This window comes from Candidatus Micropelagos thuwalensis, from assembly GCF_000469155.1.
Classification (GTDB): domain Bacteria; phylum Pseudomonadota; class Alphaproteobacteria; order RS24; family RS24; genus Micropelagius; species Micropelagius thuwalensis.
In genome coordinates this window covers 499,831-511,581 of sequence record NZ_AWXE01000004.1, presented here as the reverse complement: position 1 = coordinate 511,581, position 11,751 = coordinate 499,831, and the positions used below count along the sequence as shown (strand labels likewise).

The following is an 11,751-nucleotide window of genomic DNA, read 5'->3' as shown; positions in this document are numbered from 1 at the left end:
GGCCGGATATAATTATTCGGCCCGTTTTTTTATAAACACATGTCACCACGAGGGTTTTAAATGAAAAGTTTTTCTTTATTTGTTTATTCTCTTTTATTGACACTTATCTTTTACCCGCAAGATTTATTAGCTGAGGGTAAAAATGATTATGAAAAAGTACTCCTTTGGGGTGACTTACATGTTCATAGTAATTTTTCATTTGATGCATATTCTTTTGGTAATACCGCTCTTGGCCCAGATAAGGCATATGAGTTTGCCAAGGGGTTACCTGTAAAGGCGCCAAATGGTGAGCTGGCTCAATTAAGTACCCCACTAGATTTTTTATTGGTTTCTGATCACGCAGAATACCTAGGATTATTTTTGGGACTAGAGCGGGATGACCCAAAATTAAAGAATTCTGCTCTGGGTCAGAGATGGCTGAATTATTTTCAATCAGGAACCCAAGCGCCTATTTCACGCGAATATGTTCAAATGATTGAAAGACAAAAAGATATTGAGTTACTGCCAGAGGATTTTAATAAGAGCGCTTGGTCAAAATTATTAGACTTTGCAGAAAGATATAATGAGCCGGGTGTTTTTTCAGCATTGATTGGATTTGAGTGGACGTCAATGATTAATGGAGACAATTTGCATCGAGTCGTCGTTTACAGGGATGGAATGTCCAAGGCTCAAAAAATGCTTCCCTTCTCGGCCTTAGATAGTCCTGACCCAGAGGATTTATGGAAATTCATGGGGAAATACGAGCAGTCAACTGGAGGTCAGGTAATTGCCATTCCTCATAATGGCAATGTTTCCAATGGCGTAATGTTCTCTGATAAACGTGTTGATGGAAGTGATTTTGATGCTTCATATTCAGCAAAAAGACAAAAATGGGAACCTCTTTACGAGGTGACCCAAGTAAAAGGCGATGCTGAAGCCCATCCATATCTTTCTCCGACAGATGAGTATGCAGATTTTGAAACTTGGGATCAGGGTAACCTTCGGATGGAACCAAAAGACAAAAAAATGCTTCAGGGAGAGTATGCCCGCGCCGCATTAAAAAACGGTTTGGTCTTATCAAACAAATATGGCACCAACCCGTTTAAATTTGGTTTAGTTGGGGGAACCGATACGCATAATGCTTTGAGCACATCCGACGATGAAAACTTTTATGGAAAATTTGTTGACTCACTTCCTAGTGAAGAAAGAACCAGCTCTAGTTTGGGAGACAGGTTATGGGATAATTGGAGATTATCAGCTTCTGGGTATACTGCAGTTTGGGCCAAGGAAAATACCAGAGAAGCAATTTTTGATGCCTTGAAAAGAAGAGAGGTATACGCAACCTCTGGACCTAGAATTTTACTTAAATTTTTTGGAGGTTGGAACTATGCAAGTGAGGACTTAGAAGCTCCAGAATTTTTTAACAAAACTGCATATGAAGACGGGGTTCCTATGGGGGGGAGTTTTACCAATCTAAATAGTGAGGCGAAACCTCGTTTTGTTTTCAAAATATCTAAAGATCCAAAAGGCAGCAAAATTGATAAATTTCAAATAATTAAGGGATGGGTTGATGAAGACGGACAGATTGGGGAAAAAGTTTTCACTGTAATGGAGTCTGCTGATGGTAAAGGCCTAGATACTTTTGTTGGTATTTGGGTTGACAAGGATTTTAAGATTGATCAAGAGGCTTTTTATTATGCCAGAGTCCTGGAAGTTCCTACTAAGCGGTGGTCAACTTATGATCAAGAAAGATATGATGTTTCATTAGATCCGGAAATACCAACTTTAATTCGTGAAAGAGCCTATTCCTCTCCAATTTGGTTTGAACCCAATCGGAAATAAAATTCAAAATGTTTGAATTGGTTTTTTAAATTTTATTATAGGAAAGTTAATTTGTTAAATTCGTAAATGTTCAATTCATTAAATAATTTGAAGGCCAAATACGTCTATAAGAATAACTTATAGGATGATTATTTGCATATAAGTTTTGATGTATATAATTGAAAATATAGGATTTTTAACTTCTAATTAAAAATTAGATAAAAATAAATTACATGGAAAATCTTCATGACAGGTAGGCTGAATAAAAAATCAATTATTGTAACTGGTGCTGGTTCAGGTCTTGGTAGGGCTTCAGCAATTAAATTAGCGGAAGAAGATGCGCAGGTCTTTTGTGTTGACGTTAATCCTGAAACCGTCAAAGAAACTTCAGATATAATCACTTCCCGAGGCGGAGTTGCATCTCACCATCAGGCTGATATGTGCTCAGAAACTGAAATCATTGCGATGGTTACAGAGGCTGAAAAAACCTATAATGGGATTGATGGATTGTTAGCAAATGCTGGTATTGCAGGTACCGGCGCAGCCCATGAGACTTCTTTGGAAGATTGGGATCGTCTCATTAAAGTTTCTTTAACTGGCAAATGGTTGTGTGCGAAACATGTGATACCGCATTTTATTGCTCAAAAATCAGGTAATATTGTGTTTCAATCTTCTATTTGTGCACTGAATGGTTTCCCAAAATTAGTTGCCTATACAGCCGCAAAAGGGGCAATTGCAGCAATTACTCGTCAAATGGCTTCTGATTATGGGGAATATAATATCAGAATAAACGCGATAGCACCCGGCACGATTGAGACTGAACTTGTTCGAGAAACTTACAAACAGAGACTTGAAGCCGCTAAAAGTGATATTACAGTTGATGAGAGCTTATCTCAGACGGCTAGTCGTTATCCCCTTCGCCGACTTGGACAGGAAATGGATGTTTCAAATATGTCAGCTTTTCTTTTTTCAGAAGATTCTAATTGGATGACAGGCGCCGTTATTCCTGTAGACGGTGGTTACACAGCTAGGTAATGGTAGGTGTACATGAAAGGTAAAAATTTATCAGATATAGATTTGTTCACTGAAGAGGTTTCAGATTGCCCTTTCCCTGCTTACAAAGAAATCAGGGAAAGTGGGCGTGTTTACCAAGAGCCACGCTATGACAATTATGTCCTGACCCATCATAATGATATTCAATCATTAAAAAATGATCAGGTTTTTGATGCGCGGCACGGTGTAGACCCTGCAGGAAGATTCTCTGAGGGGACGTACCCTGATATCAACCGAACTGATCCACCACGTCATGCAAAAATGAAAGCTTTTCTGTATAAGTCGTTTTCGCCTAAGGCTATTCAATCTTGGGAAGATGAAATAAGCAAAATTTTTGTTGAGCATTTTGACAACATTGCATGCGATAATTCTGAACAGTCTTTTGATATTGTTCACCATGTTTGTTACCCAGCGCCCGCTGCTGTTATATGTCGTATGCTCGGATTTTCAGACGATAGACGGGAAGATTTCCAACGTTGGTCAGCTGCATTAGTTGAGAGGTTGGGAACAAACATTTCAGAAGAACAGAGAAACGCACTTATAGAAATGGCGCGTTTCATTCGGTTAAAGGCTGAAGAAAAAGAAAAAAATCCAGGCAGTGATCTTATGACTGAGATAGTTTTCGCTGAGGTAGATGGAGAGAGACTTTCTCGCGAAGAAGTTGTAGCCAACGGGGTTTTCTTTTTGGCTGCTGGACATGAAACAACCGCAAATTTTCTCAGTAATTTTATTTACCAAATTTGTACGATATCGGGTTTGTTTGAAAGTTTGCAATCCGACAGAACCTTATTGAAACCGGCTCTGGAGGAGTCTCTGCGTCTAGAGAGCCCAGTTCAAAATATTTGCCGAACTGTTAAGGATGATATGTCAATTGATGATAAATTTATTTTACAAAATGACCGGGTGATGTTTTCACTTGGCGCAGGAAATCACGATCCAGATGTTTTTGAGTGTCCCGAGGATTTTAATTTAAACCGGGACAATCTTAATCAGCATCTGGCTTTTGGCTATGGTCATCATCAATGCTTAGGCGCGAGATTGGCACGTCTTGAGGGTGAAATTTTTGCTAATATCCTTTTAGATAGATATGAAAAAATTGAACTCGCAGGAGATTTTGAACGTCAACCAGGCAATGTTATGAGGGGGTTTAAGTCCCTTAGCATTAAATGTTCATAAATTTTTAAGGTTTGTAATGCTATCAAGATCAGATAATCCAACACTAATAGACTTGCTAAAACATGCAGCAGAAAAAAACCCAGGCGGGCTTTGTCTCAGTATGGATGGGGTTAAATGCAGTTTTTCTGATCTTTATCAGGGGGCTTTAAAAAGAGCTGAGTGCTTAACTAATCTAGGTGCACAAAATGGAGATAAAGTTGGCATTCTCTTACCAAACGGAATTGAATATTTAGAAATCTTTTATGGTGCGATGTTAGCTGGATGTATTCCAGTTACAATCAATAACAGATATAAAGTAGCTGAACTCAAGTATGTGCTATCCCATGGTGATGTTAGGTTTCTTTTCACAAGTGCAGCGCAAGAAACCAATTTTTTAAATACATTGAATGAAGCTTTTTCTGACTTGGACGATACCCAAAATAGTCAAAATTTATCAGATGCCCCGGTTCTGGAAAAAATTTATATTGTTGAGAATCCACCAAATTCAGATATTTCAGATACATCATTTCTTTCAAATTTAAATAAAGGCAATTTCAACCCGCCTATTATTAAAAGTGACGATATTGCCTTTATAATGTTTACTTCTGGGACGACGGCTAATCCAAAAGCATGCTGCCTATCACACAGGTCGGTTGTTGGTAATGGATTTGCACAAGTTGAGCGATGGCAGATGACGGAAGAAGATCGAATGTATGACCCCTTACCGTTTTTCCATATGTCGGCAATCTTACCATTAACAGCATCCATATGTTCAATGTCATCTTTGTATGCAACAAGGTATTTCAGCGCTGATGAGGCTGTTGAGACTTTTATAAATGACGAAATCACAATTGGGTTTATTGCATTCCCTACACTAACAAATGAAATAATTAATCATCCAAAATTTGATGGTGCGGCGTTATCTTCTGTTCGGCTCGTCAATAATGTTGCGCCAATTTCTACTCTTGAAATTTATGATAAGTCTTTCGAACACGGAGTTGGTGTTTCTGCTTTTGGAATGACAGAGGCCGGCGGCGTTATTTGTTATGGAGATGTCGATGATAGTTTGGAGAAGCGTTTGAACACATGTGGCAAGCCATTTCCAGGAATTGAAGTTAGAATTTCGAACCCTGAAAACCCTAGTGAGGTGCTTGGTGCAAATCAAAAAGGTGAAATACAAATACGTGGATATTCCCTTTTTGAAGGATATTATAAAGATGAAGAGGCAACTCAGAATGCCATGACTGATGATGGGTGGTATCGTTCTGGTGATTTAGGTGCGCTAGATGAAGATGGCTATTTATCGTATCTCGGTCGTTGGAAAGACATGTTAAAGATTGGTGGCGAAAATGTTGCCGCACTTGAAATAGAGTCTCACATCAATACTCACCCTAGTGTTATTCTCTCACAGGTTGTCGGTATTGAAGATGAACGATATGACGAAGTTGCAGCTGTTTTCATTGAAGCGGTGCCAGGTGCAAACGTTTCTTCTCAGGACATCATTGACTATTGTAAAGGTCAAATATCCAATTTTAAAATTCCAAGATATGTCGTATTTGTTAACGAATGGCCGATGTCAGCGACGAAAATTCAGAAGTTTAAGTTGAAATCATTTGACCTTGGAGAAAAATATTCTCCGTAACCCAACTTAGATTTCCTGTTTAATGTAGCGATCAATTTCACGATGTAAGTGACGGATACGGTCTTCCTGCTCACACCAGAGCGGGCCGTTAAATCCGCGTGATTTAACACCCTGCTGGACGCTGGCAATCAAATCCACATCTTGATTAAGCACCTCTCCAAGATCAGCCTCCATATCGGCGCTGAAATGTTCAATCTCAGGGCGAATTGCGCCGGTCACATCCATGCCTTCAGGAAGACCCATCCAGCCGGGTACAGTGTAACCGGGGTCATCAACATAACGGAACATGGTCATTGTGTCGTAATAAAATCTTTCAGGGTCAGTGGCATGCGGCACAAATCGCATCAGGAAGACGCCCTCAGGGTGCATGCCGATTTGAACATTCGGAAAAAAGCCAGTAGCCCAGCTATCGGTGAGTTGCCCGTCTGTCAGATTATCATAGAAATCGAGACCGAACTTTTCACCACGTTCGCGTTTAGCTTTTTGAATAGCGACACGCACATCCTGAGCTGAGCCCTTAAAGTTCTCGGGATCAATGCCTGCTTCCATCATCATGAAGGTTTGATAGGGATCAATTGTTTCCTGATCTGCCACCCGGTGGGATTTAACTCCAATCGGCACAATCATTCGGCTAAAACCATTCGGATAAAGATCTACTTGCACAAAATCTTCCATAACGCCTTGTGTTTGAGGGTGAATATGCGGCAGGTGGTAGGACTCATAAAACGCATCCACGCCAGTCTTCCAATTAGCCATCCATTCTGTGCGCACATGGCGTATGACATTCATTTTATCGATTTCGTAATTTTCAATATATCCCTTCGGCAGGCCAATCCACTCCCTGAGGGGCGGCGCATTGCCGTCCATATTGATGAAAATCAGACCGCCAATTGTTTCGCAACGAATTTCAGTAAGGCCAGGACGATGTGCGATTAAATCAGCATCATAGGTTTCTTCATCTGTGATAGATGCAAGCGCACCATCTGTGTGGAATTGCCAGCCGTGAAACGGGCAGGAAAATTTAGGCACATTGCCTTGCTCAACTTGGCAGACACGTTTGCCACGATGTGGGCAGACATTGTAAAAGGCTCGGATTTTATTGTCTTCGTGGCGGACGAGTAGAAACTCTTCATGCCCGTGGCGATGGGTAATAAAATCACCCGGCTCTTTGAGATCCGGCGTGACACCTGCCAATAACCAGACTTTCGGCCAGAGCCGTTCCCATTCTTGTTGCATATAGTCACGGCTGAAATATCGCTGCGGGTCAGGTATATCGGCCCCAATATCATCCGGGCGGGGCATTTTTGCCTCAAGCGTTCCGGGGGGTGCGCCTAAATCCATTGGCCATTTCACATCTAACTTTTCAGACATTCCAATCTCCCAAAATAAACTATGCACTCTTCTCGATACGGAAACCTTTGCGGGGGAAATGCAAATATATTTCCCCGACATCAATTTGTGTGCGACGTATAATTATTTCTTCATCATTGGCCATTTCAAGAAATCCTGCAACAGGGACAATGCCATAATCATCAGGTTGGATTGTCACAGGGTCACCCGGCTGACATCCAGACATGTCCTCTTTATGTGTGCCGAGACGGAAACCACCCGCATTATTTTGTGCTTTAACCGCAATTTCTAGGGCATCAGACGACCCGATATCGGTACGTTCGCCACATCCAAACTTATCCATGCGGTCATACCATCCTGAAATATGGGGAAATTTAGCCAGAAAGTCCTCGCTGGAGGGGATGTTTCCCCCAGCCATCCAGATATTCATATAGGCATTAATATCCCCCCATTCTGCATTATCGCCGAACAGAAATGCGCGTCCGTCCGCAAGCTGGTGATTAAGCTGGCTGGCAAAAGTAATAAACTGACTGCGAAAATGTGGTGCATCTTCTGCAAAATTTTCAAAATCAAGAAAAGTGAAATAGGCAGCTCGGTCAGTGACGACATCATCAGGCAGATATTCTGCATTTTCGTACAGCGACAAAGCTGCACCGGGACGGAACATCATATCACTCCATTGTTGAATTGCGAGATTAGCCATTAGACCGGATTGAAATACCGACGGCGAAGGGTGCAACATATCAATAATGCGGGCTATGATGAGCGTATCGCAAAAAACATCCCCCCCAATTTGCATGACGGGTATACGTCGGTAGCCGCCGGTAAGGGCAGTCATATCGGGTCGGGGCATCACCATGGATACTTGAACAGATTTCCAGGCCATGCCTTTCACTCCAAAAAGTTTGCGAATTTTTTCGCCATATGGGGACGGATCATGATGGTGCAAAATAAAATCAGTCAATATCTCGTTCTTTCGTGTTCGATGATGAAGCGCCTTCAGACATTGCTATAACCATATTTTCATATGGGTAAACTCCTCAAAACTATAGAAAAATATATGTTCTCAGCAACTATCTATTGTGCAAAAATAACGCATCTGTGGCGATTTGCACTGTTTAGGCTTATCGAAATTTTGAGCTATGCTAAATAAAATTACAGTCTGAATAGTATCTTTAAGGGAGATGAATATGGGTCGAGTGGAAGGTAAAATCGCGTTGGTAACCGGCGCGGCAATGGGGCTTGGTCTTGCAGATGCAACTATGCTCATTGAAGAAGGTGCACGCGTTCTGCTTACGGATATCAATGTAGAGGCTGGGCAAAAAGCTGCCGATGCGCTTGGAGAGAATGCCGCTTTTGCTAAGCTTGATGTCAGTAGCCCCGAAGAATGGGCGTCAGCCATTGCGACTGTTGAAGAAAAGTTTGGTGGTTTGGATGTGCTGGTAAATAATGCCGGTATTGTGATTGTCGCTGATCCTGAAAGTTGTACTTACGAAGATTTCAAGAAAACAAATGCGATTATGAATGATGGTGTTTTTCTAGGTATGCAATCGGCACTCCCTTTGCTTAAAAAGAGTAAAAATGGCTCCATCATTAACATGTCGTCTACTGCCTCACATCTTGGTTACCCCCCCTTCTTTGCTTATTCTGCTGCCAAAGGTGCGGTGCGTTCCATGACAAAATCTATGGCGATACATTGCCAGATGACAAATCTACCTGTCAGATGTGTTTCAATTCATGCGAGTGGGATTGAAACGCCGATGGTGCAAACTGTGCAAGGGCGCGGCGATGAAGCACCGATGGAAATTCCGAAGGATGGTATACTTCCGCAGGAGTCTCTTGGGTGTCCAGAGGATGTGGCACGAATGGTGGTCTTTTTAGCTTCAGATGATGCCCGTTTCCTAACAGGTAGTGAATTTATCGTCGATAATGGTCTTCTCGCTCGCCCTGCGGATATTGTGCAATAGTTAATAAATGTCCTGCTAAAGGATAACTAGGATAGGAAAAAATATGGATTTGGGATTAAGAGATAAAAACGTTCTCATTACTGGCTCAACGGCTGGTATTGGCCGGCGGATTGCCAACCTGTTTGCGGCTGAAGGCGCTAATGTTGCTATTTGTTCGCGGACGGAGGAAAGCGTTAAACAAGCCGTTAAGGAAATGAGCCTGATGGCTGAAGGACGCATTGTCGGTGCGCCGTGTAACATTAAAGAAAAAGAAGATTACGAAAAATGGGTCGCTGATATGGCTGAAGAGCTTGGCGGCGTTGATGTTTTTATCCCGAATGTTTCTGCCGGTGGCGGTAATGATAGCGAACGTAATTGGTGGAAAAACTTTGAGGTGGATGTTCTTGGAACCGTTCGCGGTGTTGAAGCTGTTTTGCCACTTATGGAAGAGACTGGTGGCGCGATAACCATGATTGGTACAACAGCTGCCGTTGAGACTTTCATGGAGCCACAACCTTATAATGCGATGAAAGCGTCGCTTATTACCTATGCTAAGCAATTATCACAAGCGCATGGTGAAAATGGTGTGCGTGTGAATGTTGTATCCCCCGGCCCCATTTATTTTGATGGTGGTGCGTGGGATATGATTAAAATCTCAAATGAGAAATTCTACGGTATCACGGAAAAAACCCATGCCTTAGGACGTCTTGGCACACCAGAAGAAGTCGCAAATTGCGTTGTCTTTCTCTCAAGCCAGGCCGCAAGCTGGGTAACAGGTGTTAATTTGGTCGTTGATGGCGGCTACACGAAAAGGGTGCAGCTCTAAAATGAAAGTTCGTCGTCAGCAAAAAATTCAGCGTACTACCAAGAAGCAAGGCAAATATGGCACGCCGGTTGAGGTTGCACCAAAACCTGCTCTCGGCTCGGCGCTCATTCCAAAAGAGCGCTATGTCAGCCCAGATTATATGGCCCAAGAATGGGAGCATATGTGGAGCAAAGTCTGGCTTATGGCTTGTCGGGATGAGGATTTGCCCGAACCCGGCGACCACTATGTGACTGAGATTGGTAATGAGTCAATTTTGTTGGTTCGCCAGAAAGATAACTCTGTGAAGGCATTTTATAATGTCTGTCATCACAGGGGTAATCGTCTTGTTCACAGTTTTGAAAAACCGCTGGAAGCGGCGACGTCTTTCAAGTGTAAATATCACGATTGGGAATATGCCATTAATGGCAGCTTTATGGATATTCCTGACCTCGAGACGTTCCCGCAAGGTGCGCCGCCCTGTGGTGGTTTGACTGAACTCCCATGCGATAGCTGGGGGTCATTTGTCTGGTTCAGTCTTAATCAGGATGTCGAACCGTTATTGGATTATCTCGGTATTATTCCGGAGCATCTCAACCCGTATCATTTTGAGCGCATGGTGTTGACCAAAGCACTCACGGTTGAGTGGGATTGTAATTGGAAGGCATCAGTTGATGCTTTCAATGAAAGCTACCATGTTCAAGGCATTCATAAGCAATTACTATATTACCTTGATGACCTTGATATTCAGATTGACTGCTATGAGCGTCACAATCGGTATCTGATTGCCTTTGGTGTGCTGAGTCCTCGCGTAGTTGCGCCAGGTGAAATTCCACCAGCGATTAAGGTGGTGATGAAAGATGCGGGCATGGATCCCGCCTCATATGAAGGGTCCGTTCACGATATTCGCCACGCAGTACAGCAATTTAAGAGAGAAAATGGCCCGGCGCAGGGTAAGGATTATTCAGCTTTGAACGATGATCAGCTTACAGATGATTATCATTATATGATTTTCCCGAATATCACTATGAATGTGCATGCGGATGATTTGATGTTATTCCGTCAGCGTCCTCATCCTGAAGATCCGAATAAGATGCTGTTCGATTATTATATGTATGAATTGCCGGATGCGGAATTTGACGAGGAAGAATATCGCCGCCCGATTCACAAGCAATATAAATATGGTGAAGTCTCTCTTGGGCTGGTGATCAATCAAGATGCTTATAACCTTCCCTTTGTGCAAAAGGGTATGCAGAGCGAAGGATATGAAGGTCTTTGGATTGGCGATCAGGAACTGCGGATTCGTCATTTCCACGATACGCTGGAAAAATATTTGAACCCTGACGCTACAAAGAAGGCTGCCTCAGGCAAAAAAACAGCGTCTAGAAAAACCAAGAAACAGTAGTCTAGAAAAGGTAAGGTCTCACCATGTTTCCCCAGCCGCTAATGAATCATACAATCATTCAGATGGCCTATGTTGTCCGCGATATTCGTGAAACCGCCAAGGACTGGCAGGAGACTTTTGGTATCGGCCCGTTTTTCTTGCTGGAAGATATTAATATTACCGATCCACATTATAGAGGTAAGCCGCAAGAGGTGGATTTCAGTGTTGCGGTCTGTCAGACGGGCGATATTCACGTTGAATTTATTCAGCAAAATTGTGATAGCCCGTCATGCTACCGCGATATGTTCGCGGCGGGTGAGGAAGGCTTCCACCATGTTGGTATTATTGCGGAGGATTATGAAAAGGAAGTGGCGCGTTACACCGATATGGGTTTTGAGATTGCCTTTAACGGCGCTATGGGGCCGATGGATTTTTGTTATGTCGATACGTCAAGCAAAATGGGATGCATGGTTGAGGTGCTAGAAAACCAACCCTTTATCAATAATTATTTCAGCAATCTTCGCAAAGCAGCAGAGAACTGGGATGGCTCTAATCCTATCCGCAGTGCTGCAGAGCTTTTTTAAAATTAAATATTAAATAGTGATATTCGTCGGGTACA

The 11,751-nt window shown here is 42.5% G+C and carries 10 protein-coding genes; 8 read left to right on the top strand and 2 right to left on the bottom strand.

Annotated elements, in window-relative coordinates:
• Positions 1 to 60 precede the first annotated feature (60 nt).
• The 4 genes from RS24_RS07070 to RS24_RS07055 all read left to right on the top strand — a co-directional run bounded on the left by RS24_RS07070 (position 61) and on the right by RS24_RS07055 (position 5,650).
• The gene (locus RS24_RS07070; RefSeq protein ID WP_021777516.1) at positions 61 to 1,821 is read left to right on the top strand and encodes a DUF3604 domain-containing protein; all 1,761 of its coding nucleotides are present in this window, start codon (positions 61 to 63) and stop codon (positions 1,819 to 1,821) included.
• A gap of 225 nt (positions 1,822 to 2,046) precedes the next feature.
• A complete protein-coding gene (locus RS24_RS07065; protein ID WP_021777515.1) occupies positions 2,047 to 2,835 on the top strand; it encodes an SDR family NAD(P)-dependent oxidoreductase in 789 nt (262 codons plus the stop codon).
• A gap of 12 nt (positions 2,836 to 2,847) precedes the next feature.
• Complete coding sequence (locus RS24_RS07060) at positions 2,848 to 4,029, top strand: cytochrome P450 (protein ID WP_021777514.1); 1,182 nt, start codon at positions 2,848 to 2,850, stop codon at positions 4,027 to 4,029.
• Between the two features lie 16 nt (positions 4,030 to 4,045).
• Entirely contained in the window at positions 4,046 to 5,650 is a 1,605-nt protein-coding gene (locus RS24_RS07055; protein WP_021777513.1) for a class I adenylate-forming enzyme family protein, read from the top strand.
• A gap of 6 nt (positions 5,651 to 5,656) precedes the next feature.
• On the opposite strand, the gene RS24_RS07050 is transcribed toward RS24_RS07055, so the two are convergent.
• Positions 5,657 to 7,021: an aromatic ring-hydroxylating oxygenase subunit alpha gene (locus RS24_RS07050; RefSeq protein ID WP_021777512.1), complete on the bottom strand. Its 1,365-nt coding sequence runs from the start codon at positions 7,019 to 7,021 to the stop codon at positions 5,657 to 5,659.
• Between the two features lie 19 nt (positions 7,022 to 7,040).
• On the bottom strand, positions 7,041 to 7,964 hold the full coding sequence (locus RS24_RS07045) for a glutathione S-transferase family protein (RefSeq protein ID WP_038300794.1): 924 nt from the start codon (positions 7,962 to 7,964) through the stop codon (positions 7,041 to 7,043).
• 226 nt (positions 7,965 to 8,190) lie between these two features.
• On the opposite strand from RS24_RS07045, the gene RS24_RS07040 reads away from it, so the two are divergent.
• Genes RS24_RS07040 through RS24_RS07025 form a run of 4 tightly spaced genes read left to right on the top strand, consistent with a single transcriptional unit; the run spans position 8,191 to position 11,716 of the window.
• The gene (locus RS24_RS07040; RefSeq protein ID WP_021777510.1) at positions 8,191 to 8,967 is read left to right on the top strand and encodes an SDR family oxidoreductase; all 777 of its coding nucleotides are present in this window, start codon (positions 8,191 to 8,193) and stop codon (positions 8,965 to 8,967) included.
• Positions 8,968 to 9,010: 43 nt separating this feature from the next.
• Complete coding sequence (locus tag RS24_RS07035) at positions 9,011 to 9,772, top strand: SDR family NAD(P)-dependent oxidoreductase (RefSeq protein ID WP_021777509.1); 762 nt, start codon at positions 9,011 to 9,013, stop codon at positions 9,770 to 9,772.
• 1 nt (position 9,773) lies between these two features.
• Positions 9,774 to 11,153: an aromatic ring-hydroxylating oxygenase subunit alpha gene (locus RS24_RS07030; protein WP_021777508.1), complete on the top strand. Its 1,380-nt coding sequence runs from the start codon at positions 9,774 to 9,776 to the stop codon at positions 11,151 to 11,153.
• Between the two features lie 41 nt (positions 11,154 to 11,194).
• The gene (locus tag RS24_RS07025) at positions 11,195 to 11,716 is read left to right on the top strand and encodes a VOC family protein (protein WP_051295607.1); all 522 of its coding nucleotides are present in this window, start codon (positions 11,195 to 11,197) and stop codon (positions 11,714 to 11,716) included.
• Positions 11,717 to 11,751 lie beyond the last annotated feature (35 nt).

Bases quoted from the DNA above. Each gene is read 5' to 3' on its own strand.
- RS24_RS07070 (WP_021777516.1), top strand. From the start codon at position 61: ATGAAAAGTTTTTCTTTATTTGTTTATTCTCTTTTATTGACACTTATC.
- RS24_RS07065 (WP_021777515.1), top strand. From the start codon at position 2,047: ATGACAGGTAGGCTGAATAAAAAATCAATTATTGTAACTGGTGCTGGT.
- RS24_RS07060 (WP_021777514.1), top strand. From the start codon at position 2,848: ATGAAAGGTAAAAATTTATCAGATATAGATTTGTTCACTGAAGAGGTT.
- RS24_RS07055 (WP_021777513.1), top strand. From the start codon at position 4,046: ATGCTATCAAGATCAGATAATCCAACACTAATAGACTTGCTAAAACAT.
- RS24_RS07050 (WP_021777512.1), bottom strand. From the start codon at position 7,021: ATGTCTGAAAAGTTAGATGTGAAATGGCCAATGGATTTAGGCGCACCC.
- RS24_RS07040 (WP_021777510.1), top strand. From the start codon at position 8,191: ATGGGTCGAGTGGAAGGTAAAATCGCGTTGGTAACCGGCGCGGCAATG.
- RS24_RS07035 (WP_021777509.1), top strand. From the start codon at position 9,011: ATGGATTTGGGATTAAGAGATAAAAACGTTCTCATTACTGGCTCAACG.
- RS24_RS07030 (WP_021777508.1), top strand. From the start codon at position 9,774: ATGAAAGTTCGTCGTCAGCAAAAAATTCAGCGTACTACCAAGAAGCAA.
- RS24_RS07025 (WP_051295607.1), top strand. From the start codon at position 11,195: ATGAATCATACAATCATTCAGATGGCCTATGTTGTCCGCGATATTCGT.